This window comes from Citrobacter sp. Cu231, assembly GCF_030332265.1.
GTDB lineage: Bacteria > Pseudomonadota > Gammaproteobacteria > Enterobacterales > Enterobacteriaceae > Citrobacter > Citrobacter meridianamericanus.
The window spans coordinates 234,104-259,955 of sequence record NZ_JAOWIE010000034.1 but is presented as its reverse complement, the minus strand read 5'-3'; the positions used below and the strand labels follow the sequence as shown (position 1 = coordinate 259,955).

Here is a 25,852-nt window from a genome sequence, read left to right as displayed (position 1 = left end):
TCGCCTGTTGCGCATTACTGTTTCATCTGGAACAACAATAGGGCATGAGAATGGATAAAATTCACGCAATGCAGTTGTTCATCCGCGTCGCGGAACTGGAGAGTTTTTCACGCGCGGCAGACACCCTCGGTCTACCTAAAGGTAGTGTATCCCGCCAAATCCAGGCTCTGGAAAATCATCTCGGCACGCAGTTATTGCACCGCACTACCCGCCGCGTTCAGCTCACACAAGACGGCATGATCTATTACGAACGCGCAAAAGATTTGCTGAGCAATCTGGATGAACTGGATGGACTATTTCATCACGATCCCTCCAGCATCAGCGGCAAGCTGCGCGTCGATATGTCGGTTGGCGTAGCAAAAAATCTGGTGATGCCCCGCTTACCCACTTTCTTGCATCAGTATCCAGGCCTTGAGCTCGAACTCAGCAGCAGCGACCGCCTGGTGGATTTGATCCGCGAAGGCTTCGACTGTGTGGTACGCATAGGAACGCTGAAAGATTCAGGCCTGATTGCGCGTCCGCTGGGAAAACTCACGCAGATCAATTGCGCCAGCCCGCAATACCTCGCCCGCTTTGGGTATCCAGAAAGCCTGGAGGATTTAACCTCGCACGCGGTGGTGCACTATTCGGTCAATTTGGGAACGCGTGCGCAAGGATTCGAAGTGGCGACAGACAACGGCGCTAAATGGGTCAAAACCGGCGGCATGCTAACAGTGAACAGTACCGAAACCTATCATGCGGCATGTCTTGCCGGTCTGGGCATTATTCAGGTACCGCGCGTGGGCGTGCGTGATGCCCTGCGTGCCGGTACGCTGGTAGAAGTATTACCGCAATATCGTGCCGAGCCATTACCGGTTTCCTTGCTCTATCCGCACCGTCGCAACCTCTCCCGTCGGGTACATCTGTTTATGGAATGGCTAACCGGCGTGATGAAAGACTACGTGGACTGACAAGCTATACTGTCCTGAGAATGAACAGAACAAGGATTATTGCCCTGATGACGCAGGAAAAAGAGATTAAACGCCCCATTCAGGAACTTGAGCACGCTCCCATCCCAAAAATTGAGACCCTGGAGCGTGAAAATACAGAGACCAACGGTAAGACTAACCAGGCGTTGAAAACTGCCCTGACCTTCGCTGAAAAAATTCAACGTCAGCCCATGATTGCCCATCTGATTCGCGCTGCGGAGCGGTTTAACGATCGCATGGGAAATCAGTTTGGCGCCGCGATCACCTACTTCTCGTTTCTGTCGATGATCCCTATTCTGATGGTGTCGTTTGCCGCCGCGGGTTTTATTCTCGCTTCGCATCCTACGCTGTTGCAGGATATCTTCGGCAAAATTCTGCTCAACGTCAGCGATCCGACACTCGCCTCTACGCTGAAAAACACCATTAACACCGCCGTACAGCAACGTACCACCGTCGGTCTGGTAGGGCTTGGTATCGCGCTCTATTCCGGCATTAACTGGATGGGAAACCTGCGCGAAGCTATTCGTGCCCAGTCGCGCGATGTCTGGGAGCGTACTCCGCAGGATCAGGAAAAAATTTGGGTTAAATATCTGCGTGATTTTATCTCATTGATTGGCTTACTGATTGCGCTAATTGTTACCCTGTCCATTACCTCCATTGCCGGTTCCGCCCAGCAAATGATTATCTCCGCGCTGTATCTCGACGGTATCGAATGGCTGAAGCCCGCCTGGCGGCTGATCGGTCTGACCATCTCCATTTTCGCCAACTACTTACTGTTCTTCTGGATTTTCTGGCGGCTACCGCGTCACCGCCCGCGTAAAAAGGCGCTGATTCGCGGGACATTTATTGCGGCTATTGGCTTTGAAGTGATTAAGATCGTCATGACCTACACGCTGCCATCGTTGGTAAAATCCCCTTCCGGCGCGGCGTTTGGTTCAGTGCTTGGACTGATGGCATTCTTTTACTTCTTCGCTCGTTTGACCCTGTTTTGCGCCGCCTGGATTGCCACAGCGGAATACAAAGATGACCCGCGTATGCCGGGGAAAACCCACCGCTAATTCATCAAATACTGCCGGATAACGCTCGCTTATCCGGCCTGACCAATGCTTAATTCGAAATCAGCCGCATTATCAGAATTAAAATCCAGACCGTAACTTTTATTTAACCGAAAACCAGTTTTATCATCCAAGTTTTAAATTATGTGAAGCATTTCATGGAAGTGAAATCTCCAGCCTAAAAATTATCCACTTTTTGCTCTTTTTTTGACCTCCCGCAAGGTTTGTTACAGATTGAAATGTCGCTTTTGCTGTGCGTAATATGGCCTTTCGTTCGACCAAAAATAAGAAAATATTATGCAAGCAACAGCCACAACGCTCGACAATGAACAGGAACACACCCCGGTCAACTCGCGCAATAAAGTCGTCGTCGCCTCACTCATTGGCACTGCCATTGAGTTCTTCGACTTCTATATCTACGCCACCGCCGCGGTGATCGTGTTTCCTCATATCTTCTTCCCGCAGGGGGATCCGACCGCAGCAACGCTGCAGTCTCTCGCAACCTTTGCTATCGCCTTTGTGGCCAGGCCGATAGGTTCTGCTGTATTCGGGCATTTCGGCGATCGCGTAGGGCGTAAAGTCACGCTGGTTGCCTCACTGCTCACCATGGGGATCTCGACGGTTGTCATTGGCCTGCTGCCGGGCTATGAAACAATCGGCATTTTCGCCCCGTTGCTGCTGGCGCTGGCGCGTTTTGGTCAGGGTTTAGGTCTGGGCGGTGAATGGGGCGGCGCGGCGTTGCTGGCGACGGAAAACGCACCACCGCGTAAGCGCGCGCTGTACGGCTCATTCCCGCAGTTGGGCGCGCCTATCGGCTTCTTCTTTGCTAACGGCACGTTCCTGTTGCTTTCCTGGCTGTTGACCGACGAACAGTTTATGAGCTGGGGCTGGCGCGTACCGTTTATCTTCTCTGCGGTACTGGTGATTATCGGTTTGTACGTTCGCGTGTCGCTGCATGAATCCCCGGTCTTCGCCAAAGTGGCTGCGGCGAAAAAACAGGTGAAAATCCCGCTGGGTACTCTGCTGACAAAACATGTTCGTGTGACGATCCTCGGCACATTCATCATGCTGGCGACCTATACGCTGTTTTATATCATGACCGTCTATTCAATGACGTTCAGCACCGCCGCTGCCCCCGTAGGGCTTGGCCTGCCGCGTAATGAAGTGTTGTGGATGCTGATGATGGCGGTTATTGGCTTTGGCGTAATGGTGCCGGTGGCGGGCCTGCTGGCCGATGCGTTTGGTCGTCGCAAGAGCATGCTCATCATCACCACGCTTATCATTCTGTTTGCGCTGTTTGCCTTTAAACCGCTGCTCGGTTCTGGCAATCCGGTGCTGGTGTTCGCCTTCCTGTTGCTTGGCCTGAGCCTGATGGGTCTGACATTTGGTCCGATGGGCGCGCTGCTGCCGGAGCTGTTCCCGACTGAAGTGCGCTATACGGGAGCGTCGTTCTCGTACAACGTGTCATCGATTCTTGGTGCGTCCGTTGCCCCTTACATTGCCGCATGGCTGCAGGCGAATTACGGCCTGGCGGCGGTTGGTACGTATCTGGCATCGATGGCGGCGTTAACACTGATTGCGCTGCTGTTAACTCACGAAACCCGCCATCAGTCGTTGTGATTCTTTTGCCGGATGCGGTAGTGACACCGCATCCGGTGCTCTCATCACTTCTTCATCTGCGACAGGATCGTCCGACACTGATTCGCGTCCCCCTCTGACGGCGAAATCAGCGCCAGCAGAGCTGCCGCTGGCGTCACCAGCGTTGCCAGCGCGGCAGCAACCGCACCGCGCGCAATCAGCGGTCCGGCCTTCACGCCAGCCTGTGGATTTTTAAAGGTTCCACGGACATACAGCGGCGAACGCAGGGTAATAATACGGATACCTTTGCTCTCCGGATCGATGGTTAAATCCAGTTGCTCCGACGCAAAGCTCGCCGTACCGGTGACATTGATGACCGCGTTTTCGGTGTCGAAAGCAAAAATCTGCGGACGCGCCACCCCGTTAACAATATCCAGATTCGCTGCCGCGCAGTTTACCCGCACCTCATCATCACCAAATATCTGTCCGACGATATAATTGCCCAAATTCAAGCCAACAATTTCCATCAGATTCCGGCTGATTAACCCATCATTCATCAGCAGCTTCAGATTGCCATTGCTGTTACCCAGCAGCGCAGCGATCGAGTTTCCACTCCCGCTAAACCTGGCGTCACCGTTCATTTCTCCAAGCGTTTTCTGCATCAACTCTACACCCGGCATCAGCGCTTTTAGCTTCAGGCGTCGAGCCTGAATGTCCGCCTGCCCCCGCATCGGCTTTTTGCCCCCTTCCAGGTGGATGCTGGAGACAATGCTGCCCCCCGCGAGGCCAAATTTTAGCGGCTGCAGCCGTAGGTCGGCATTTTTCAGGATGATATGTGTGGAGAGATCGCTGATCGGCAAACTACTGCCGTGTTCGATACGTCGCCCTTTGAAACGTACGTCAGCATCCATCACGTTCCATTTGTCGGTTTCAAATCGGTCATATGGCAAAACCTTGTCCGCTGGCTGGACGCTCTTCTCGCCTTTGCGCTGCTCAGACTGTTTTGCCCGCTCCGCCCCTTTGCCTGAATCCACTCCGATCAGCGGCCCCAAGTCTGCCAGCCTCAGTTGGCGCGATTCAACATCCCCCTTCAGCATGGGTCGCGGTTTACCGGTGGTATAGGTCAGCGTTCCGTGAATATCGCTGTCGCCAATGCGGCCATTGAAATCGCGATAATCAAAAACAGAGGATTTTTCCGGATCAATTTTAGCAATCAGACGCCCGTCAGTTTCAAACGGCGGTGTATCCGGGAGCAGCACGCCGGTCAAATCGTACAAATCCCCTAGCGAATCTCCCGAGAATTTAAGTCGCAGATCCGCTCCGCCCATATTCATTGGATCGTTTATCGTACCCATAAACGCCACGCGCGTACTGCCCGAACGGAAATCAGCCTGAATCGGGAAAGAGGTTCCTTCGCCGCGCAGCGCCAGCATTCCGCCAATTTTTCCGCTACCGCTTAGCGGTTCGCCGTTATATCGCCCTTGCGCTTTCAGACCAAACACATAGTCCTCAACGCGAACGTTGCTCTCTTTACCTTTTGTGCCAGTCACTTCGCTAAAGGGCAATGGTTTCCCCAGCGGATCGATCAGGATCTCAAGCTCCGACTTCGTCACTTTATCGTTAATGGCGATCCGCCCTTGATCGAACAAAATGTTATCCAGCCGGAAAGACCATGCGGATGGCGACGGATTAGGGTCGCGGTTTTCGTCCCCAGCGAAGTTAAAGGTCCAGTTATTGTTTTTCTCCGACAGACGGATCAGCCGCGCATCGGGTTTTACCAGCTTGATCCACGGGAGCCAGACTGTCTTTGTCAGCAATGCCAGTGGGGCGAGCGTGGCTTCAACGCGCGGGAGATGCACCATGGTAACGTCAGGAATATCCGGCGGGTTGCCAAGGATGATATCTTCGGCATGAATATGCGGCCACGGAACCCAGCTACGCCAGCCGGTTTCCTGCTTTTGGCGTTCCCAAACCACGCCCAGGTCACCCCGTATAGCGAAGGGCCGATTGAGTTCTGTAGAGACTTTCTGGTTGATGGTCGGTTTGAGCCGATTCCAGTCAAATGTCGCAATCACAATGATGAGTACGACGATCAACAACAAGAAAACCCCTATTATTGAAGTGGTTATTTTGCCTGTTTTCGTCATGTCTAACCTCCTTATTTCCTTCCTTGCCTGTCCTAAAGATAGCCCAGCAGGAAAAAAGGAGGTGTTCTACATCTTCATCAAAGCGACAGCATCACGTCTTCGAGGGTATCAAGAGGCAATGGACGAGAAAGAAAATAGCCTTGCGCAGCAAATGCCGGTGAGTTTTGGACATCGCGCCACTCTTCCAGCGTTTCAACGCCTTCGACAATCACGCCGCGGCAATAGCGATTCATCAGCTGTAATAGCAGCGTGAAGAGATTGCGACCTTCCGGCGTCTGGCGCAGCATGACAAACAGATCCCGCGCCACTTTGATATAGTCATAGCTCACTTCGCTTAGGGCCGAGAAGTTCGCCATTCCGGTACCAAAATCATCCAGCCAGAGCGGGCCAAACTCGCACATTGAGGCGAACGACGACCCCTTCGGTAAGCGGATGTGCTCCACCAGTTCAAAGCGCAACCACGGCAGACATTCGATGATTTTCAGAACGTCAGCATCCTGGCGCATCGCAATGAGTGTTGGTCCGTCGACGTTCACCGATGCCAGCAGGCCGTTAGCTCTAAAAAACGCCCCTTTTTGTTCGAGCTGCAAAAGCTGTTCTTTCACTACATCAACGCGATGCCGGACGGCCACTTCGGCAAAATAGCGATCTGGCGCGATACGGTGGGTGGGGTTTTCAGGATGGCTCACGACGGTCAGCAGCTCAACGGCCATCAGCCTTCCGTTGGTCTGGTAAATTGGCTGGTAGGTGTAAGCACGCTCGCACTGCAGCCAATAGCGTCTCTCCTGCAAGCTTTCAATACTCGCATCAGGCGTAATTAGCCGCTGGGTAACCTGCTTTATCATCTGAGATGTCCTGTAAATAAGAGTGTGACTGACCGGACTCGTCAAAGGTTATCGGCGCTCAGGCGCAGAACTTTACGTTCCGCCTCAGGCAAAATAGAAACTAAGCGGTAAAAAACGACGCAGAACACGTGCTGGCTCAAAAAAATAATGGAACGATGTTTTAATATAGTTGACCACTTAACACCCACAGCGCACACTAACGCTAATTTTTTTCACAGCAGGTTACGACTATGTCCAGAAAGATTGCCGTGATTGGCGAATGCATGATTGAGCTGTCACAAAAAGGCGCTGACGTTCAGCGCGGATTCGGTGGCGACACGTTGAATACATCCGTTTATATCGCCCGCCAGGTCGATGCTGCGGCACTTTCCGTACACTATGTGACTGCACTGGGTACCGACAGTTTTAGCCAACAAATGCTCGAATCCTGGCAGGGCGAAAACGTGGATACCTCATTAACCCAGCGCATGGAAAATCGCCTGCCGGGCCTTTACTACATAGAGACCGACAGCACTGGCGAACGTACCTTCTATTATTGGCGTAATGAAGCAGCCGCAAAATTCTGGCTGGAGAGCGAACAGTCCGCCGCTATTTGTAACGCGCTGGCGACATTTGACTATCTGTATCTGAGCGGGATTAGCCTTGCAATTTTAAGCCCGGCAAGTCGTGACAAACTGCTGTCGTTGCTGCGTGAATGCCGCGCCAACGGTGGAAAGGTCATTTTTGACAATAACTACCGCCCACGTCTGTGGAGCAGCAAAGAAGAGACGCAGCAGGTGTATCAACAGATGCTGGAATGCACCGATATCGCGTTCCTGACGCTGGATGATGAGGACGCGCTGTGGGGTGAAAAACCTGTTGCCGAGGTGATGGCTCGTACTCACGCGGCTGGCGTGCAGGAAGTGGTAGTGAAGCGCGGCGCAGACTCTTGCCTGGTTTCCATCGTGGGTGAAGAACTCATCGATGTCCCGGCCGTAAAACTGCCGAAAGAGAAGGTGATCGATACCACCGCTGCGGGAGACTCCTTCAGCGCAGGGTATCTGGCGGTACGTCTGACCGGCGGCGATGCCGCTGATGCCGCGAAACGCGGCCACCTGACGGCAAGCACCGTTATTCAGCATCGCGGGGCGATTATCCCACGCGACGCCATGCCGCAATAACTTGTTGTTCTTGTAGGCCGGGGGCGCTTCGCTTGCCCGGCCTACAGGTTACGATCCCCTTTATTGTACCGGCGGGATGTCCGTCACTTCAGGATGTGATTCATCCGTTTCAGCCGACGTTACCGCTGCGCTAACCGGCGCCATAATGCTATCCCACGTCGCTTGCAGATCCTTCATATTGAATTCAGGCTCACCTTTCGGCTGCAGCAGAATTAACGCCATATCTTGCGACAGTTGCTGACGCAGATCCTGGTTCAGCATCTCAACGCTCAGGCTGTTAAGGAAGCTCTGGCGTAAACGCTGATACTGTTCCGGCGCAATATCCGCGACCTGGTTTTGCAACGAACGCAAACGCTGGCTGATCAAGATATCGGTGTCGGTGCGGCCATAGGTGGCAAACAGCTTTTGCAGCTCCAGATTCTTTTGTGCGACCAGCGCATTGAACTCTTCCTCCGGCAAGCCCTTATCGCGCACTTTGGCCAGCTCACGCGCAACCGTACCGAGGTTCGCATTCAGCTTATCGTTCGGCGATTCAACGTTGATGGCGCACTGCGCACGCAGGAACAGCACCCGACAGTCAAAACCAAGGCCAATGTCTTTGGTATTGTTTTTACTCAGCTCCTGCTGAATGTGCCAGAACAGCGCCTCACGGGCTAAATCTGCGCGCCAGTAACGTAACAGCGCGGCAGATTCACGGATGGGCTGCCACGGCGTATCCCACATAATGGAAAGGCGATCCTGGCGTACCGCATCGGTCATAATGCTCACGGCTTCTGCACGCAGCGGCGAAAGCGTCGGTACTGGCGCAGGCGTTTCACGTTTTCCTTTTAACTCGCCAAAAGTTTTATTGATTTGCTCAGCCACGCTGCGCGCATCAACGTTACCGACGATAATCAGCGTCATCGCATCCGGGGTATACCATTTCTGATAGAAGGCGTGGATTTTTGTCGCATCGACAGGCGTTTTCAGCGGATCGGCTGGATCGTGGCCCAGCAACGTTGATCCCTTCAGACGATAGCGCCACCATCCCTCTTTGGTATCTGACGGCCAGGTTGCAACCATATCTTCGCTACTCAGCGCATGATTGACCGTTTCAGGGGTAATGCTCAGATTGCCGGAGATATTCGCCAGGTAAGAAAGTGACTCTTTCAGTAGATCGTTACGGCTGTTTGGCAGACTGAGGTTGTACAACGTGGAATCATAGGAAACGATAACGGGCGGCATGGGACGTTTGGGATCGAACCCCTGCTGCCACAATGAACGGGCTTGCGTGGCATCGAGGCCACCGCTTTGCGTCAGCGCGATACGTGGGATCGCATGGCTGAAACCACTCTGTTGCGTACTTTCGGTGAGTGAACCGGTATTAACCAGCAGGCGGACCTCAATACGGTCACTGGGGCGCTGGGGAGTGGCTAACACTTGCCACTGTAGACCATTTGCCAGCGTGCCCTGTTGCCACGCCGGGTCAGGCTGGAGCGCATCTGCCTGCACATAGCCGGCAGTGGCCATCATCAGCAAGCCGCCCGCTAAAAGTCGAATTTTTGTGCCCTGCATGTGAACCCCTGATCAACTATCCTGGAAATAAAAAGACAGCCCGCAAAAGGACTCTCTGAATATGACGTTAAAAACACTTCGTGTTAGACCGCAAGAACATGAAAATGTCACGGAGGAAGTGAAAAAATCCCGACACCGCCGAATCGACGGTTTCAGGCACAGGGGTTAATTATGCGCAAACACCCGCAGTCCTGGAAGGGACTACGGGCATAAGTGGAGAGATTAAGAGGATATTTCGTGCGTTTTGCCATCCGGCGCACGATTATTCAGCACATCGTCCAGCTTTTTATGGTCCAGTTCTTTGACCCATTTGGCGACGACGACAGTTGCCACACCGTTACCGACCAGGTTAGTCAGCGCACGTGCTTCAGACATAAAGCGGTCAATACCGAGAATCAACGCCAGACCCGCAACCGGCAAATGGCCCACCGCGGAGATCGTCGCGGCCAGAACAATGAAGCCACTCCCGGTCACACCCGCAGCACCTTTTGAAGAGAGCAGGAGCACCACCAACAGGGTTATCTGATGGAAGATATCCATATGGCTGTTGGTCGCCTGAGCGATAAACACCGCCGCCATCGTCAGATAGATTGATGTCCCATCAAGGTTAAACGAGTAGCCCGTGGGAATAACCAACCCGACAACAGACTTCCGGCAGCCCAGTTTTTCCATCTTATCAAGCATACGCGGCAGTGCGGACTCGGAAGAAGAGGTACCCAGAACGATCAGCAGTTCTTCACGGATATAACGGATGAATTTGAAAATGCTGAAGCCGGTTGCGCGAGCAATCGAGCCCAGCACCACGACCACAAACAAAATACAGGTTATGTAGAAGCAGATGATCAACTGGCCCAGCTGCACCAGCGTCCCAACGCCATATTTACCGATGGTAAAGGCCATGGCACCGAAAGCACCGATCGGCGCCAGACGCATGATCATGTTGATGATGCCGAAAATAACCTGCGAAAAGCTTTCAATCACGTTGAAAATCATCTGGCCTTTGCTGCCCAGACGGTGCAGCGCAAAACCAAACATTACCGCAAACAGTAATACCTGCAGGATATTGCCGCTGGCGAACGCGCCAATGACGCTACCCGGGATAATATCCATCAGGAAGCCTACGATCCCCTGGTCTTTTGCCTGTTCAGCGTAAATGGCAACCGCTTTAGCGTCCAGCGTCGCCGGATCGACGTTCATTCCGGCACCGGGCTGCACTACGTTGACGATGATAAGGCCGATGATCAGCGCAATCGTACTGACAATTTCAAAATAGAGCAGTGCAACCGCACCGGTGCGACCGACTGCTTTCATACTTTCCATGCCTGCAATGCCGGTAACGACAGTACAGAAGATGACAGGTGCGATGACCATTTTGATGAGCTTAACGAAAGCATCACCAAGCGGCTTCATTTGGGCGCCTAATTCAGGATAGTAATGGCCAAGGAGGATACCGATGGCAATTGCTGTCAGGACCTGAAAGTAAAGGCTTTTGAATATAGAGGTCTTCATAGGGTGTCCTTAAAGTAAAAACCACAGGTCTTGTAAGGTTTTGTTTAACCTGCGGCCCTAAAGTAACACCCACACAACATGACAGAAATGTGCCTGGATCATAATTGATACAGAAATGTTAAAAATTTTGAGCTGGCTCGCACAAGCGAGACCTTTTTTAACTTTTGTAATCAGCGTTTTCCGGCGCCAGATAACGTTCTTCGAAGATATTAGCCGGAACCGGTCGGGCAAACAGGAACCCTTGCGCCACTTCCACCCCCGCTTGCGATAACCATTCGCGTTGCGCTTCGGTTTCGACGCCTTCGGCAATCATCTGCAAATTGAGTCCATGCGCCAACTGAATAATGGCGGAGATCATACTGCAATCTTCAGGGACGCCATCGACAAACATCTTATCGATTTTGAGTACATCCACCGGTAGCGATTTCATATGCTGCAACTGTCGCAGACCCGCATATCCCATACCAAAGTCGTCGAGGGCAATACGCACGCCCGCGTTGCGCAGCGGACGTAAAATAGCCACAGCGGCATGGGGATCATCAATATGCCGGCTTTCGGTCACTTCCAGAATCAACGTCCCAGGCTTGATACGATAGCGGTTTAGCAATTCCAGCAGATCCGACACCATACTTGGGTGCATTAGCTGTAGCGCAGACAGATTCACCGAAAGCGGCAGCATCAGACCACGTTCCTGCCAGGCCGAAAGCTGGCGGCATGTCTCTTCCAGCACCCAGTAACCTACCGTCACCATCAGGCCACAGGACTCAATCCTGTCGATTAGCCCTTCAGGCAGTTCCCAGCTTCCGTCCGGCTGCTGCATGCGCAATAAAGCCTCTGCGCTCAATATTTTACCGCTGGACATTTCCACCTGCGGCTGCATCCACAACGCAAACTGATGGTTATCCAGCGCGGTAAGAATATCGTTCTCTTCCGTCAAACGCTGCTGCGCTTCTTCCATCTGCAACGGATCAAAGAACTGAATCTGGTTTTTACCTTTATGACGCGACGTTAACACGGCAGAGAGCGCGCGGCGGTATAGCTGTTCTGCGGTCAAATCGCCATTAAACATCGCCACCCCAATGTTGCAGGTGGGACGGAGTTGAATCCCCTGAATCGGTAACCGCTCGTTAACGATAGTGAGTACTTGCTGACCTAACGTAATCGCGTGCCAGGGCTCCTTTACGCCATGTGCGATAATGGCAAAGTCATAGCCGCTCACCTGGGTAAGTACCATTCTGGGGGCCAATACTGATTTCAGTTTTTCAACCAGCGTAAGCAACAGGATTTCCCGCTGGGTCTCGGATAACACCCCCGCGGTATCACGCAGGGTTTCGCAGGTGACAATCATCAGCGCCGTCGTCTGCTGGCGGGTAACAACCTGCTCCAACAGCCCCATCAGGAACGACTTGTTGGGCAGTTCGGAAACCGGGAACCGCATTGAATAGTCGCTTTGTTCGTCAGTGTAGCGCTGAATCTGCTGCTGATTAAGGTTGTAGCTACGCACCAGCAGGCCAATCTCATCGTCCTGATGCAGGCGCGGCAACGCCAGCTGATAGCCAATCAGATCCTGCTGAGGGATATCGTTCAGCTCGCGAGCGATTTTACGTAATGGATGCAAAATCAATCGGTTAATGCACCATGAGATCGCCACCGTGAGTACCAACGATAAAAGTAAGTAAATGGTCACTAACGTTGAAAGCGTGCTCATTACGAACTTGTACATACGGTACGAATCCGCCTGCAGCACCAGATACGCCAGCGGTTGCGGGTTCGCTGAGCGCTCGAGGGAATATACCGGCAGCGAAATTTGCACCGGAAGTTCAAACAGGCGAGTTACCGTAACAGGAACTGGGCGCTCAGGAATAAAACTCATCCGTAGAGCCTGAAACTGATTGGGCAGCACCACATCGGCGCGGCTGACCACGCCTGCTGGCCGAATACTTTTTAAAATGGCTTCCGCTTCAGGAATATCCCCTTTCAGGATAGTGCCCGACAGAGGCTCACGGACGGAGCGAGCGATACTTTCCAGTTGCGTAGCCGTGTTATAGCGGTTCTGCTGTACCAGATGGAACAACAAAACGGTGCAAAAAATAAACACAAACACCATGACAACGGCCGCAACCATTGCCATCTGCTTAATTGTTAACGAGCGGCTGACACGCAAACTGACTCTCCACGGATAGACGAAACTGCCGTCAGAGTATACCCGATCGTAGCGGTATTAAGAGAGGCGGTATCTGAAAACTTACCAACGTGCATTATCGCGACAGGATAGGCACGTGGCGACGAGATTTATCTGCATTTAAGCCGAAAAAGGCCGCAAGGTCGCCTCTTGCGGCCTGGTTCGGGCGCATGTTGCCGTTACGGCAGGCAGACGCCCACAAAGTGCATTACTTCCTGGTATGCATCCTGCACGCTGGAAAGATTCTTGCCAGTTGGCAACATTCCTGCCGACAATTAATGCCAGCAGATACATAACTCATTGATATCTATTAGTTCACTTTCTGGCACAGCGATTGCTATTTGACTGTGAGCTGTTCTGTTCCGAATCAAAGGAGATATCATGTCTGACTGTCGTACTTACGGATTCAATACCCAGATCGTTCACGCGGGGCAACAACCCGACCCTTCAACTGGCGCGCTTAGTACGCCTATTTTCCAGACTTCAACGTTTGTATTTGACAGCGCCGAACAAGGTGCCGCCCGCTTTGCGCTCGAAGAGTCCGGGTACATTTACACCCGTTTAGGCAACCCCACCACCGATGCGCTGGAGAAAAAGCTGGCGGTGCTGGAAAGAGGTGAAGCCGGGCTGGCCACCGCGTCCGGTATTTCTGCCATCACCACCACGCTGCTGACGTTGTGCCAGCAGGGCGACCATATCGTTTCCGCCAGCGCGATTTACGGCTGCACCCACGCATTTCTGTCGCACAGCATGCCGAAGTTCGGCATTAACGTCAGCTTCGTCGACGCGGCAAAGCCTGAAGAAATCCGCGCCGCCATTCGTCCGGAAACCAAAGTGGTGTATATCGAAACGCCCGCCAACCCGACGCTGTCGCTGGTCGACATTGAAACGGTAGCCGGTATCGCCCATCAGCAAGGCGCACTGCTGGTCGTGGATAACACCTTTATGTCGCCCTACTGTCAGCAGCCTTTGCAACTGGGCGCGGATATTGTGGTGCACAGCGTCACCAAATATATCAACGGTCACGGGGATGTGATTGGCGGCATCATTGTTGGTAAGCAGGAATTTATCGACCAGGCGCGGTTTGTTGGCCTGAAAGATATCACCGGCGGCTGCATGAGTCCTTTCAATGCGTGGTTGACGCTGCGCGGGGTTAAAACGCTGGGTATTCGAATGGAGCGCCACTGTGAAAACGCGTTGAAAATCGCCCGTTTTCTCGAAGGGCATCCGTCCATTACCCGCGTCTATTACCCTGGTCTGTCTTCGCACCCGCAGTATGAGCTGGGCCAGCGGCAGATGAGCCTGCCAGGAGGAATTATCAGCTTCGAAATCGCCGGCGGCCTCGATGCTGGCAGAAGGATGATCAATTCTGTAGAATTGTGCCTCCTCGCGGTCAGTCTCGGTGATACCGAAACCCTCATTCAGCACCCAGCGTCTATGACACATTCGCCCGTTGCGCCAGAGGAACGGCTTAAAGCAGGTATTACCGACGGGCTTATCCGTCTTTCTGTGGGTCTTGAAGATCCAGAAGATATTATTAACGACCTTGAACACGCCATCAGAAAGGCAACATTCTGACCATTACGACCTGAACCGACGCCGATCGGTTCAGGTCGTTGAGAATCAAGGCACAACAGTCTGGCTATACGCACAATCCTCTTCCGGGGAGCGCGCGTATTTTGGGCAGGGGGTTCTATGCAGGACAACACAATACAATTAAGCAACAATACAGCAACCGCCGTACCATTCTCAAAAAAGATACCGTTTACGAAATACGATTTTGGCTGGGTATTACTGTGCATCGGCATGGCAATTGGTGCCGGAACGGTGCTAATGCCAGTACAAATTGGCTTAACTGGCATTTGGGTGTTTATCGTTGCCTTTATTATTGCCTATCCGGCAACCTATATTGTGCAAGATATTTATTTAAAAACATTATCAGAAAGTGAAACCTGTAATGACTATACCGATATTATCAGTCATTACCTGGGAAAGAACTGGGGCGTATTTCTTGGCGTCATCTATTTTCTGATGATTATTCACGGGATATTTATTTATTCCTTATCGGTGGTTTTTGACAGCGCCTCATATATCAAAACTTTTGGTTTGACCGATGCCGATCTTTCGCAGTCAATAATCTACAAAGTAGCCATTTTTGCAGTGCTGGTCGCCATTGCTTCCGGGGGAGAAAAATTGCTGTTCAAAATTTCCGGCCCGATGGTGGTGGTCAAAGTGGGTATCATCATCGTGTTTGGTTTTGCGATGATTCCGCACTGGAACTTCTCTAATATCAGCGCTTTCCCTGAAGCCTCTGTTTTCTTTCGCGACGTGCTGCTAACCATCCCGTTCTGCTTCTTCTCTGCGGTGTTTATTCAGGTGTTGAACCCTATGAACATCGCCTACCGCAAACGAGTGGCGGATCGAGTGCTGGCCACACGTATGGCTATACGCACGCATCGGATCAGTTACATTACGCTGATTGCGGTCATCCTGTTTTTCTCTTTTTCTTTTACCTTTTCCATTAGCCATGAAGAAGCCGTATCAGCCTTCGAACAAAATATTTCCGCATTGGCGCTGGCGGCACAAGTCATTCCCGGACAGATTATTCATATCACCTCAACGGTGCTAAATATCTTCGCCGTATTAACCGCGTTCTTTGGTATTTATTTGGGATTCCACGAGGCGATTAAAGGAATCATTCTTAACGTTCTGAGCCGCGTTATTGACGTGGAGAAAATTAATCCTCTGGTGCTTACGCTGGGTATTTGTACCTTTATTGTTATCACCCTGGTGATTTGGGTATCGTTTCGCGTATCGGTACTGGTGTTCTTCCAGTTAGGCAGCCCGCTGTACGGGATTGTGTCGTGTATTATTCCGTTTTTCCTGATCTATAAAGTCACGCAGCTGGAAAAACTGCGCGGGCTGAAAACCTGGCTAATCCTGCTGTACGGGATCCTGCTGTGCCTGTCGCCGTTACTGAAGCTGATTGAATAATCCGTTTAGCGCCGTCAACACCTGGCGGCGCTTAGCTCACACTCTCCAGTTGATAGCTGCGAATTTTATTCAGAACCGTGGTATGTGACACCCCCAGCGCTTTGGCGATATGCCGCGACGACACATTCTCCTCCACCATCTGTTCAATTAGCTGGCGTTCAGCACACAAAACCTGCTCTTTAAAAGGACGTTCTGTTGAGCCTTGCTCAACGACAGGTAGATTCAGCATCCCTAATTCTTCCCGCGTAATAACATCGGATTCCGCCATTAGCATCAGACGAATAATGGTATTTTCCAGTTCGCGCACGTTTCCCGGCCAGCTGTGATGGTGCAGGGCATCAAAACAAGCTTTATCCAGAATGATCCGCCGCTGGAATTCCTTTGCGTATTTCTGCACAAAGTGGCGAATCAACAGACTGATATCCTGCGGGCGCTCCCGCAAGGGTGGAATAGTCAGAGAAAGTACATTGATGCGGTAATAGAGATCGGCCCGCAGCAGGCGTTGCTCCACCATATCTTCCAGATTGGCGTTGGTTGCCACAATAATGCGTACATTAACCGGAATAATTTGTGCCCCGCCAACGCGACGGATCCCGCCATCCTGCAGTACGCGCAATAATTTAGCCTGTAAGCCCAGCGACATTTCACCAAATTCATCGAGAAAAAGGGTGCCTTTATCGGCCATTTCAAACAACCCTTTTTTACCTTTACAGTCCGCGCCGCTAAAAGCCCCTTTCTCATAGCCAAAGAATTCACTCTCCATCAACGACTCAGGAAGCGCAGAGCAGTTAACCGGAATAAACGGATAAAAACGCCGCTGCCCGGAATTATGGATAGCCCGGGCCAGCAGCTCTTTGCCTGTGCCCGTATCGCCACGGATCAGAACGGTATATTTGCTGTCAGCAATTTTTATCGCCTTTTCGATAAGCGAGTGCATGCTCTGGCTGCTGCAAATAATGTCAGAGAAATAGCGCGGGCGTTCCGGCTCAGACATCGACAACTCGCTTATCTCTTCGCACAGGTAAGCGACATTAATAATATCGGCACGCTGGCTTAAACAGGATTGCACGCAGGAAATATCCTGTAACTGGCGGCACCAGGATTTAATCAGGATCCGTCCAGGCGTGACTTTCATGGAGATGATATTGATATCGCAGCAGGAAAATTCCTTCAGGACATCCTCAACCATCGACAGACGATCAATTGTTTTAATATCCCAGCGTATCGTAACCACATTTGCTCCTGATAGTTAGCAACTGCGAAATAGATATTTCTGTGACGAGAGGAAATCTGACTACATTTTATACGCTGCGGAATAATGTTCTGCCATAGGACTCACATTGTGGACGGAAAAACAAAATATAAAAAAACCGGAGCACAAGGCTCCGGTTATTGGGTCATAACCCACGTTTATTGCTGTGGGTTTTCATCCTGGTCAACGGCGAAACAAGCTACCAATTGACCGCCATAGTCTTTTAACTGTGGCTGAAGCTGAGTACACGGACCAAAGCGACGACGGCAACGGGCGTTGAACGCGCAACCTGGTGGCGGATTCAGCGGGCTTGGCAGCTCACCGGTCAGCTTGATACGCTCGCGGCGATCGTCGGGGTTCAGACGCGGCGTTGCGGAGAGCAGCGCCTGAGTGTACGGATGCCGTGGATTATTGAAGATCTGATCCTTGGTTCCTTTTTCCACGCAGCGGCCTAAATACATCACCATCACTTCATCGGCAATGTGCTCTACCACCGACAGGTCGTGCGAGATAAAGACGTATGACAGCCCCAGTTCCTGTTGCAAGTCCATCATCAGGTTCAGCACCTGCGCACGTACGGAAACGTCCAGCGCCGAGACCGGTTCGTCGGCAATCACCACATCCGGGTCAAGCATCAAACCGCGGGCAATGGCGATACGCTGACGCTGGCCGCCGGAAAACATATGCGGATAGCGGTCGTAGTGCTCGGTTTTCAGCCCCACTTTCGCCATCATCGCCAGCGCTTTTTCACGACGCTCCTCTTTGCTGAGCGTGGAGTTGATCAGCAACGGCTCTTCCAGAATCTGCCCGACTTTCTTACGAGGGTTCAGGGAACCGTATGGGTTCTGGAATACTATCTGGATTTTCTGCCGACGCAGCTTCTGCGCCTGCGGGTCGTGCTTAAGCAAATCCTGTCCCTGGTAATACAGCTCACCGCCGGTCGGGATTTCAATCATCGTCAGCAGACGGCCAAGCGTGGATTTTCCACAGCCCGACTCACCTACCACCGCCAGCGTTTTACCGCGCTCCAGGGTAAAGGAAACACCATCCAGCGCTTTCACCAGGCGTTCCGGGGCGAACATGCCCTTCTTCACCGGGTAGTGTTTTTTCAGGTCAATTGCCTGCAACAGCGGCTGTTGCGCGGCGGCCTTTTGCGTACTCATAGCCCAGGCCTCCCGGCATCATCAAGTGGGTAGTGGCATTTCGACTGACGACCGCCTTCCAGCAGGTTCAGTTCAGGTTCTTCAGCGCGGCATTTGTCGGTCGCATAGGGACAGCGCGGGTTCAGTAAACAGCCGTTCGGACGGTCATATTTACCTGGTACCACGCCCGGCAACGAGGCCAGACGCGCTTTGTCCTGAGCAAACTCCGGCAACGCTCGCAGCAACGCCTGGGTATACGGATGGCGCGGCGCACGGAAAATATCCTGCGCGGCCCCGGTTTCCACGACCTGCCCGGCGTACATCACGATGATTTTGTGCGCCGCTTCGGCCACCAGCGCCAGATCGTGGGTAATCAAGACCAACGCCATGTTCTCTTTTTGCTGCAGTTCCAGCAGCAGCTCGATGATCTGCGCCTGAATAGTCACATCCAGCGCCGTTGTCGGTTCATCGGCAATCAGCAGCTTCGGACGACAGGCAATCGCCATGGCGATCATCACGCGCTGGCTCATCCCACCGGACAACTGGTGCGGATAGACATCCAGGCGCGAGGCCGGATCGGGGATCCCCACCAGCGTCAACAGGTCAATCGCCCGCTGAATACGCGTTTTTTTATTGCCACCCTGGTGCACCTTGATGGCTTCCATAATCTGGTAGCCAACGGTGTAGCACGGGTTAAGGCTGGTCATCGGGTCCTGGAAGATCATTGCCACTTCCGCCCCCACCAGCTGGCGGCGCTCATTCTCAGAAATGCGCTTCAGGTCGCGACCATTAAACTCCAGATTTTCAGCCATAACGCGGCCAGGGTAGTCAATCAGTCCCATAATTGCCAACGAACTGACGGACTTACCAGAGCCAGATTCCCCAACAATGCCAACCACTTCACCCTGGTTCACACTGTAGCTAATGCGGTCCACGGCACGGAATTCTGAACCCACATCACCGAAGTGCACCGATAATTTATCTACATTTAATAACGCCATCTCGAACCTCTTACTGCTTCAGTTTGGGATCGAGCGCGTCACGCAGACCGTCACCCATCAGGTTAAATGCCAGTACCGTCAGCAGGATCGCCAGCCCCGGGAAGGTCACGACCCACCAGGCACTTTGAGCGAACTGCAGCACGTCAGAGAGCATGGTGCCCCACTCCGGCGTCGGCGGCTGTGCGCCCATCCCCAGGAAGCCGAGGGCAGCCATATCGAGAATGGCGTTCGAGAAGCCAAGCGACGCCTGAACAATCAGCGGCGCAAGACAGTTAGGAAGAATGTTGACGAACATCTGGCGCATCGCACCGGCTCCCGCCACGCGGGATGCGGTGACATAGTCGCGGTTAACCTCCACCAGTACGGCAGCGCGCGTCAGACGCACATAGTGCGGCAATGCCACGAACGTCAGCGCCAGCGCGGCATTGCCAATCGAGGGACCAAATACCGCCACCAGCACCAGCGCCAGTAACAGGCTCGGCAGCGCCAGCATAATATCAACCACACGCATGATGACGTTATCGACAATCCCGCCAAAATAACCGGCGATAAGCCCGAGAACCACGCCCATCAGCAGGGAGAGCACCACCACCAGACAGCCAACCAGCAGCGACAGACGCGCACCGTACATCAGGCGGGACAGCACATCGCGGCCCACATCATCAGTACCAAACAGATGCGCCATGGAACCGCCTTCCTGCCATGCAGGCGGAGCCAGCAGCGTATCGCGGAACTGGTCTGCCGGGTTGTACGGCGCGAGAACGTTGGCAAAGACCGCAATCAGGATCATCACCACCACATACACCAGCCCAACAACCGCGCCTTTGTTGCGTTTAAAATAGTGCCAGAACTCCTGCAGCGGGGTCATGGGCACCGGTGCAGCAATAACTTTATTTTCAGTAACCTGTGACATGATGGCCCCTTACTTCTTATGCCGAATACGCGGGTTCACCACGCCGTACAGCAGGTCTACCAGTAGGTTGACGAGGATAATCATCGTCGCGACCAGTAATACCCCGCCCTGCACTACCGGATAATCGCGGCGTTGCAGCGCATCGATCAGCCAGCGCCCCAGACCCGGCCACGAGAAAATGGTCTCAGTCAGGATCGCCCCGGCCAGCAATGTACCGACCTGCAGGCCGATAACGGTCACAACGGGCAGCATGGCGTTGCGCAGAGCATGAATGATGATGACGCGCATCCGGGTCAGGCCCTTGGCGCGCGCGGTACGAATGTAATCCTCACCCAGCACTTCCAGCATCGATGAACGGGTCATACGCACAATGACCGCCAAAGGTATAGTGCCCAGTACCATTGCCGGCAGGACCATATGCGCCAGCGCATCGATGAAGTTGCCCTGTTCACCCCAGATAGCGGTGTCGATCAGCATAAAACCGGTCAGGGGGTTGGAATCATCAAGGAACACCATGTCGCTCACCCGACCGGAAACTGGCGTCAGGTTCCACTGTACGGAAACCAGCATGATAAGCATCATGCCCCACCAGAAGATCGGCATGGAGTAACCGGTCAGCGCAAGGCCAACGGCAGTATGATCGAAAATGGAGCCGCGCTTGACGGCAGCGAGAACACCCACCGGAATACCTACTGCGACGGCGAAAATCATCGCGCAGACGCCGAGTTCCAGCGTCGCTTTGAAGCGAGGTACGAACTCTTCCCACACCGGTAAGCGGCTTTTCAGCGAAATACCTAAATCACCATGCATAACCCCCCAGATATAGTGGAGGTACTGTTGCCACATCGGTTTGTCCAGACCGAGTTCAGCCAGCAGTTGAGCATGACGCTCAGGGGAGATTCCACGTTCACCCGCCATGATCATTACCGGATCGCCGGGGATCATATGGACAAAGGCAAAGGTGAGAAGAGTGATACCGATAAACGTGGGGATGACGAGTCCCAAACGTCGGAGAATGAACTGCAACATAACCCGGATTCTCTCTAATGACGCACGGCCTGGAACCGTGAGTCTGTATTGCTCACAAATCTTATCTCCCCCTCCAACGAGAGGGAGATAAAGCATTACTGTCAGGTGGCGCTACGGTGACCCGACTTAACGGTCCGTAGCGCTGCCTGGCTTGCTTTTAATTATTCGACAGAGACGTTTTCGAAGTGGTGTTTGCCTAATGGATCAACCACATAGCCTTTTACTTCTTTACGCACTGGTTCATACACGGTGGAGTGAGCAACAATCAGAGCCGGTGCCTGATCGTGCATAACAACCTGAGCTTGCTTGTACAGTTCAATACGTTTGTTGTGATCGTCGGTCGCTCGCGCCGGTTGGATCAGGTCTTCAAACGGCTTGTAGCACCAGCGAGAATAGTTAGAACCGTCTTTCGCTGCCGCACAGCTGAACAGGGTGGCGAAGAAGTTGTCCGGATCCCCGTTGTCACCGGTCCAGCCCATCATCACGGCCTGATGCTCACCCGCTTTGGCGCGTTTCAGGTACTCGCCCCACTCATAGGTCACAATCTTGGCCTGAACGCCAATTTTCGCCCAGTCAGCCTGAACCATTTCCGCCATACGGCGCGCGTTCGGGTTGTAAGGACGCTGTACCGGCATCGCCCACAGTTCAACAGTAAAGCCTTTGTCCTGACCGGCTTCCTTCAACAGCGCTTTGGCTTTCTCAGGATCGTAGGTGTAGTCCTTAACGTCGTCGTTATAGCCCCACATGGTCGGCGGGATCAGGTTCTTCGCGGCGACGCCAGCGCCCTGATAAACCGCTTTAATGATCGCTTCTTTGTTAACCGCGTAGGTCAGCGCCTGGCGGACTTTCACGTCATCAAACGGTTTCTTCTCTGTGTTGAAAGAGAGGTAGCCAACGTTCAGACCAGCCTGCTCCATCAGGTTGATATTTTTATCCTGCTTCATGCGCGCGATGTCAGCCGGGTTCGGGTACGGCATTACCTGGCACTCGTTCTTCTGCAGTTTTGCGTAACGCACGGAAGCGTCAGGCGTAATGGAGAAGACCAGACGGTCGATTTTAGGCTTAGTGCCCCAGTAACCTTCGAATGCTTTATACAGAATACGGGAGTCTTTCTGGTACTGCTGCAGCTGGAACGGACCGGTACCGATTGGGTTCAGATCCACTTTCTCCGGGGAACCGGCTTTCAGCATGTTGTCTGCATATTCTTTGGAAAGAATAGAAGCGAAGTCCATAGCCAGGTCAGCCAGGAATGGTGCTTCCGGGCGAGTCAGCACGAACTGAACCGTTTTATCATCCACTTTTTTCACTTCGGAGATCAGGTCTGGCAGCCCCATCCCTTCGAAGTATTCATAGCTGCCGCCAGACACTTTGTGGTACGGGTTCTGGGCATTTTTCTGACGATCGAAAGAGAACACCACGTCATCAGCGTTTAAATCGCGCGTCGGTTTAAAATCTTTGTTGTCCTGCCACTTCACGCCCTGACGCAGGTGGAAGGTATAGGTTTTACCGTCTTCGCTGATTTCCCACTTCTCAGCAAGGCCCGGGACCACTTCAGTTGTACCGGTTTTGAACTCGACCAGGCGATTATAGATCGGCACGGAGCTGGCATCATAGGTGGTACCAGAGGTGAAAAGCTGTGGGTTAAAGCCTTCAGGAGATCCTTCTGAACAATAAACCAGAGTTTTAGCCTGTACGCTTGCTGCGACGGTCATAGCCACCAGGCTCAGACCAAGCTTCAGCATCCCTGACTTCTTCAAGGAAATACTCATTCTTCTGCTCCAAATGTGATGTTTGTTGTTTTACCCTTTGCAGTGGGTTTGCACCGCCTGGCCTTTTTTGTTTTTTACCCGGCCGGGTCAGCGTTAAGAGGATGGGGATTCCGTTCACATAAGCGACTGAGTTGCAGTGCGGATTCTCCATGAAATGCCCCTCATGCCCTACAATCTGTCAACAGAATGTGAAAACGTCAATACAGGTAGCCGCGATTTGCACCAACGGTGAGAATTGGCAGACAAAGATTAAAAAAAGTGCAAGCGGGTATTTTCAGCAGGGAAATTTGTGCTACGCGCACTATGCCAGAATAAACATCTTCATACTTCTCAACATTTAGTGATTAACATTTATGCAATTTATTCAAATTTTCCCAATGAATGCTGCATATCTGAGCGATTAATGCCATGAACGTTAAAACGCACAGCGGAAAATGCCAGCGTCAGCCATAAGTAGCGCAAAAAAAGTTTCATGCAAACATAAAAAAAGGCAATGGAATATGTCACAGAATCGTTAACAGTCAGTGGGAAGTGGTGCACAATTTTTACAGATAAAAGGAAGGTCAATTTAGGTCGGTGAGAGCGGTACTTCTTCCCCCGGAGGTTCTCATCCTCTCAGGCTATAAAGCAAAAAACCCTGCTCGTTGAGCAGGGTTTCAAATTTGGTCGGTGATAGAGGATTACTCGCCACTGCGTGGCTCGCCCTGCGGGCCGTTGCTTACGCAACGTTCTCTCGCTACGCTCGAGTCGAACCTCTTACCCCCGGAGGTTCTCATCCTCTCGGGCTATAAAGCAAAAAACCCTGCTCGTTGAGCAGGGTTTCAAATTTGGTCGGTGATAGAGGATTCGAACCTCCGACCCCTTCGTCCCGAACGAAGTGCGCTACCAGGCTGCGCCAATCACCGAATGCGGGGCGCATCTTACTGCTCAGCCGCGCGCCCGTCAATCCCTTAGTAACAAAATGCCATTCGATCGGCGAGAAAGTCAGCAGGCCTGTTACTGGGCCGCTGCTTTCTGCCCGTCCGGGATACGGCACCAGTTGTTATTCTCGTTAATACCGCCATTTGGCGAGGTATAACCGAGGCAACCCAGAACGGTATCGTACAGTTCCACATGACGACGCGGCACCTTCATCTCAGCTTCTTGCTTCAGGTGCGCAAACGCCTTCGCATGGTCAGGGTCTTCCAGATATTTGTCTGACATCCACACCATCATAGGAACGCGGAACTGCTCTGGCGGCGCCATTTTACGCGGTGTACCGTGCAGGTGCTCCCGTTCATTAATCGACTCGCCGTGATCGGCGGCGTAGAACACGATCGCTTTCTTATCGCGCAGCTGATCAAACACCTGAGTAATAAAGTGATCAACGTAGGTTACCGAGTTATCAAATGAGTTAATCATCTCCTCTTTCGAGCAGCCACTATCTACGTTGACACACTCCGGCTTCCACTGTGCATATTCACGGGTGTAACGCTGGGTGTAGTTAAAGTGCGAGCCTTTGGTGTGCAGAATAATCAGACGCTTTTCACCATCATCAGTCTTCTGTAAAGATTGCTGCATCTCATTAATCAGCAGCATATCGTCAACGTTTTTGCCACGGTTACGCGGCTCAGCGCCAATCTGCTCACGGTAGGCGATGTTCTCCGCCATGGTATTGCTGTAGAACCACACCTCACTTTGCATTGCGTAGAGGTCTGTCTTGAACCCTAACTGACCGAGCACGGAAAAGACGTTTTGTTCTTTCAGAGTACGCTGAGGGTTTTCTTCCGCTCCACCTTCGCGCACAAACATACAGCGCAGCGAAAGTTTGGTCGCAGTGTCACAAGAGTATCCACGGAATGCGGCCAGATTTTTCTCCTGGGCGAGCCTTGGCGTGGTATTTCGTTCATAACCAAAAATCCCCATATGATCCCAGCGAGTCGTTTCGCCGATAATAAAGACCACATAAGTGTCGTCGAGGTTTTTGGGCGCAACATACGTAAACTTCTTCGCCGGATTCATCAACGATTTGTTGTCTGAAGATTCATCCACCTGTGCCCAGGCGTACAAACCCAGCGCAGAGAGCCAGTTAGACGGCAAATAGGAGTTCGCAACGACCCCACCGTAGCTGGGTAAATCAATGCCTGTTTCACGCTCAACGCTTTTCTGTTGCATGCTGAGCAGACGAATGGGCACCCACACCATCAGGCCAGCCAATAAAACCGCCGCCACGCTACGCCATCTCATGCCTGGCGTACGAATCTGCCTCATCAGGGTATAACGACAGCGGTTACTCCAAATCAGCACCAATGGGATAATACTGACTGAAACCAGCCACGCGATAAAATGCCAGCCGACAACTTCTTTTGATAAATCAATATCGGTAGTCATGACCGAGGCAATAATACCGTAGCCAATGACCACGTTCAGGAAGGTCATGTAATAGCTGGCACCGGCAGAACAGAGCACCACAAACGTTGCCAGTACACGCCAGACTCGTCGGCCAAATAAAGAGAGAATACGGAGTAAAAAGAAGGTAACCAGCACAGTGCCTGCTAATTCAACAACCGCAGAAAGTCCTTTCCAGACGGTAAACTCGTGCGCATATCCGCTAAAGCGACGGAAAAACACAGCGCAATTCATAAAGAGACCGATATAGATCGCGAGCAAGAAACTCAGCTTCTGCTGCGTCATCGATTTGATATATCTCATGCAAACAAACCCTGGAACAAGGGATAAAAACACCCTGTGTAAAGGCCTGTCAGACCCTACAGG

The 25,852-nt window shown here is 52.4% G+C and carries 19 protein-coding genes, 1 tRNA gene and 1 other RNA gene; 6 read left to right on the top strand and 15 right to left on the bottom strand.

Going from position 1 to position 25,852, the window contains the following annotated elements:
- Positions 1–50: 50 nt before the first annotated feature.
- From OGY15_RS12125 to OGY15_RS12115, 3 genes are all read left to right on the top strand, one after another.
- Positions 51–950 (top strand): LysR family transcriptional regulator, encoded by a 900-nt coding sequence (locus tag OGY15_RS12125; protein ID WP_286539342.1) that lies wholly within the window; start codon positions 51–53, stop codon positions 948–950.
- Positions 951–997: 47 nt separating this feature from the next.
- Entirely contained in the window at positions 998–2,026 is a 1,029-nt protein-coding gene (yhjD, locus tag OGY15_RS12120) for an inner membrane protein YhjD (RefSeq protein WP_151216919.1), read from the top strand.
- 294 nt (positions 2,027–2,320) lie between these two features.
- Positions 2,321–3,643: an MFS transporter gene (locus OGY15_RS12115; protein ID WP_003023312.1), complete on the top strand. Its 1,323-nt coding sequence runs from the start codon at positions 2,321–2,323 to the stop codon at positions 3,641–3,643.
- 44 nt (positions 3,644–3,687) lie between these two features.
- On the opposite strand, the gene OGY15_RS12110 is transcribed toward OGY15_RS12115, so the two are convergent.
- Both OGY15_RS12110 and pdeH read right to left on the bottom strand, forming a co-directional pair.
- Positions 3,688–5,748 carry an AsmA family protein gene (locus OGY15_RS12110; RefSeq protein ID WP_286539339.1) on the bottom strand — a complete coding sequence of 687 codons (2,061 nt, stop codon included), beginning with the start codon at positions 5,746–5,748 and terminating at the stop codon, positions 3,688–3,690.
- 77 nt (positions 5,749–5,825) lie between these two features.
- Positions 5,826–6,593, bottom strand: coding sequence for a cyclic-guanylate-specific phosphodiesterase (gene pdeH, locus OGY15_RS12105; RefSeq protein ID WP_187253838.1), 768 nt, complete (start codon positions 6,591–6,593; stop codon positions 5,826–5,828).
- A gap of 230 nt (positions 6,594–6,823) precedes the next feature.
- Here pdeH and kdgK point away from each other — a divergent pair, with 230 nt between their 5' ends.
- Positions 6,824–7,753 (top strand): 2-dehydro-3-deoxygluconokinase, encoded by a 930-nt coding sequence (gene kdgK / locus OGY15_RS12100; RefSeq protein ID WP_187259786.1) that lies wholly within the window; start codon positions 6,824–6,826, stop codon positions 7,751–7,753.
- A gap of 60 nt (positions 7,754–7,813) precedes the next feature.
- On the opposite strand, the gene OGY15_RS12095 is transcribed toward kdgK, so the two are convergent.
- The 3 genes from OGY15_RS12095 to hmsP form a co-directional block, all read right to left on the bottom strand.
- Positions 7,814–9,307, bottom strand: a complete 1,494-nt coding sequence (locus OGY15_RS12095) for a M16 family metallopeptidase (protein ID WP_286539336.1) — start codon at positions 9,305–9,307, stop codon at positions 7,814–7,816.
- 222 nt (positions 9,308–9,529) lie between these two features.
- The gene (dctA, locus tag OGY15_RS12090) at positions 9,530–10,816 is read right to left on the bottom strand and encodes a C4-dicarboxylate transporter DctC (RefSeq protein WP_003023301.1); all 1,287 of its coding nucleotides are present in this window, start codon (positions 10,814–10,816) and stop codon (positions 9,530–9,532) included.
- A gap of 157 nt (positions 10,817–10,973) precedes the next feature.
- The gene (hmsP, locus tag OGY15_RS12085; RefSeq protein ID WP_151216923.1) at positions 10,974–12,980 is read right to left on the bottom strand and encodes a biofilm formation regulator HmsP; all 2,007 of its coding nucleotides are present in this window, start codon (positions 12,978–12,980) and stop codon (positions 10,974–10,976) included.
- Positions 12,981–13,379: 399 nt separating this feature from the next.
- Here hmsP and megL point away from each other — a divergent pair, with 399 nt between their 5' ends.
- Entirely contained in the window at positions 13,380–14,576 is a 1,197-nt protein-coding gene (gene megL, locus OGY15_RS12080; RefSeq protein ID WP_151216924.1) for a methionine gamma-lyase, read from the top strand.
- A gap of 117 nt (positions 14,577–14,693) precedes the next feature.
- The gene (locus OGY15_RS12075) at positions 14,694–15,992 is read left to right on the top strand and encodes an aromatic amino acid transport family protein (protein ID WP_151216925.1); all 1,299 of its coding nucleotides are present in this window, start codon (positions 14,694–14,696) and stop codon (positions 15,990–15,992) included.
- Between the two features lie 31 nt (positions 15,993–16,023).
- Here the strand turns inward: OGY15_RS12075 and OGY15_RS12070 are convergent, their stop codons facing one another.
- From OGY15_RS12070 to eptB, 10 genes are all read right to left on the bottom strand, one after another.
- Complete coding sequence (locus OGY15_RS12070) at positions 16,024–17,226, bottom strand: sigma-54 interaction domain-containing protein (RefSeq protein ID WP_187253841.1); 1,203 nt, start codon at positions 17,224–17,226, stop codon at positions 16,024–16,026.
- Positions 17,227–17,402: 176 nt separating this feature from the next.
- The gene (dppF, locus tag OGY15_RS12065; RefSeq protein ID WP_003024319.1) at positions 17,403–18,407 is read right to left on the bottom strand and encodes a dipeptide ABC transporter ATP-binding subunit DppF; all 1,005 of its coding nucleotides are present in this window, start codon (positions 18,405–18,407) and stop codon (positions 17,403–17,405) included.
- Positions 18,404–19,387 (bottom strand): dipeptide ABC transporter ATP-binding protein, encoded by a 984-nt coding sequence (dppD, locus tag OGY15_RS12060; RefSeq protein WP_187253842.1) that lies wholly within the window; start codon positions 19,385–19,387, stop codon positions 18,404–18,406. Before dppD ends, dppF begins: the two co-directional genes overlap by 4 nt.
- Before the next feature lie 10 nt (positions 19,388–19,397).
- Positions 19,398–20,300, bottom strand: coding sequence for a dipeptide ABC transporter permease DppC (dppC, locus tag OGY15_RS12055; RefSeq protein ID WP_003837734.1), 903 nt, complete (start codon positions 20,298–20,300; stop codon positions 19,398–19,400).
- A gap of 9 nt (positions 20,301–20,309) precedes the next feature.
- Positions 20,310–21,329, bottom strand: coding sequence for a dipeptide ABC transporter permease DppB (gene dppB / locus OGY15_RS12050; protein WP_151216926.1), 1,020 nt, complete (start codon positions 21,327–21,329; stop codon positions 20,310–20,312).
- A gap of 161 nt (positions 21,330–21,490) precedes the next feature.
- A complete protein-coding gene (gene dppA, locus OGY15_RS12045) occupies positions 21,491–23,098 on the bottom strand; it encodes a dipeptide ABC transporter periplasmic-binding protein DppA (RefSeq protein WP_151216927.1) in 1,608 nt (535 codons plus the stop codon).
- Positions 23,013–23,249, bottom strand: a complete 237-nt coding sequence (locus OGY15_RS12040) for a hypothetical protein (protein WP_127674029.1) — start codon at positions 23,247–23,249, stop codon at positions 23,013–23,015. Before OGY15_RS12040 ends, dppA begins: the two co-directional genes overlap by 86 nt.
- Before the next feature lie 512 nt (positions 23,250–23,761).
- Positions 23,762–23,895, bottom strand: a non-coding RNA gene (locus OGY15_RS12035) — RtT sRNA.
- Between the two features lie 31 nt (positions 23,896–23,926).
- Positions 23,927–24,003: transfer RNA gene (locus tag OGY15_RS12030), tRNA-Pro, on the bottom strand.
- Between the two features lie 91 nt (positions 24,004–24,094).
- Complete coding sequence (gene eptB / locus OGY15_RS12025) at positions 24,095–25,789, bottom strand: kdo(2)-lipid A phosphoethanolamine 7''-transferase (protein ID WP_286539327.1); 1,695 nt, start codon at positions 25,787–25,789, stop codon at positions 24,095–24,097.
- Positions 25,790–25,852 lie beyond the last annotated feature (63 nt).

Excerpts from the sequence above, each read along its gene's own strand:
- OGY15_RS12115 (WP_003023312.1), top strand. The coding sequence starts at position 2,321 with ATGCAAGCAACAGCCACAACGCTCGACAATGAACAGGAACACACCCCG.
- eptB (WP_286539327.1), bottom strand. The coding sequence starts at position 25,789 with ATGAGATATATCAAATCGATGACGCAGCAGAAGCTGAGTTTCTTGCTC.
- dppC (WP_003837734.1), bottom strand. The coding sequence starts at position 20,300 with ATGTCACAGGTTACTGAAAATAAAGTTATTGCTGCACCGGTGCCCATG.
- dppA (WP_151216927.1), bottom strand. The coding sequence starts at position 23,098 with ATGAGTATTTCCTTGAAGAAGTCAGGGATGCTGAAGCTTGGTCTGAGC.
- OGY15_RS12095 (WP_286539336.1), bottom strand. The coding sequence starts at position 9,307 with ATGCAGGGCACAAAAATTCGACTTTTAGCGGGCGGCTTGCTGATGATG.
- yhjD (WP_151216919.1), top strand. The coding sequence starts at position 998 with ATGACGCAGGAAAAAGAGATTAAACGCCCCATTCAGGAACTTGAGCAC.
- pdeH (WP_187253838.1), bottom strand. The coding sequence starts at position 6,593 with ATGATAAAGCAGGTTACCCAGCGGCTAATTACGCCTGATGCGAGTATT.
- dppB (WP_151216926.1), bottom strand. The coding sequence starts at position 21,329 with ATGTTGCAGTTCATTCTCCGACGTTTGGGACTCGTCATCCCCACGTTT.
- megL (WP_151216924.1), top strand. The coding sequence starts at position 13,380 with ATGTCTGACTGTCGTACTTACGGATTCAATACCCAGATCGTTCACGCG.
- dppD (WP_187253842.1), bottom strand. The coding sequence starts at position 19,387 with ATGGCGTTATTAAATGTAGATAAATTATCGGTGCACTTCGGTGATGTG.
- OGY15_RS12075 (WP_151216925.1), top strand. The coding sequence starts at position 14,694 with ATGCAGGACAACACAATACAATTAAGCAACAATACAGCAACCGCCGTA.
- OGY15_RS12040 (WP_127674029.1), bottom strand. The coding sequence starts at position 23,249 with ATGGAGAATCCGCACTGCAACTCAGTCGCTTATGTGAACGGAATCCCC.
- OGY15_RS12125 (WP_286539342.1), top strand. The coding sequence starts at position 51 with ATGGATAAAATTCACGCAATGCAGTTGTTCATCCGCGTCGCGGAACTG.
- dppF (WP_003024319.1), bottom strand. The coding sequence starts at position 18,407 with ATGAGTACGCAAAAGGCCGCCGCGCAACAGCCGCTGTTGCAGGCAATT.
- dctA (WP_003023301.1), bottom strand. The coding sequence starts at position 10,816 with ATGAAGACCTCTATATTCAAAAGCCTTTACTTTCAGGTCCTGACAGCA.
- OGY15_RS12110 (WP_286539339.1), bottom strand. The coding sequence starts at position 5,748 with ATGACGAAAACAGGCAAAATAACCACTTCAATAATAGGGGTTTTCTTG.
- kdgK (WP_187259786.1), top strand. The coding sequence starts at position 6,824 with ATGTCCAGAAAGATTGCCGTGATTGGCGAATGCATGATTGAGCTGTCA.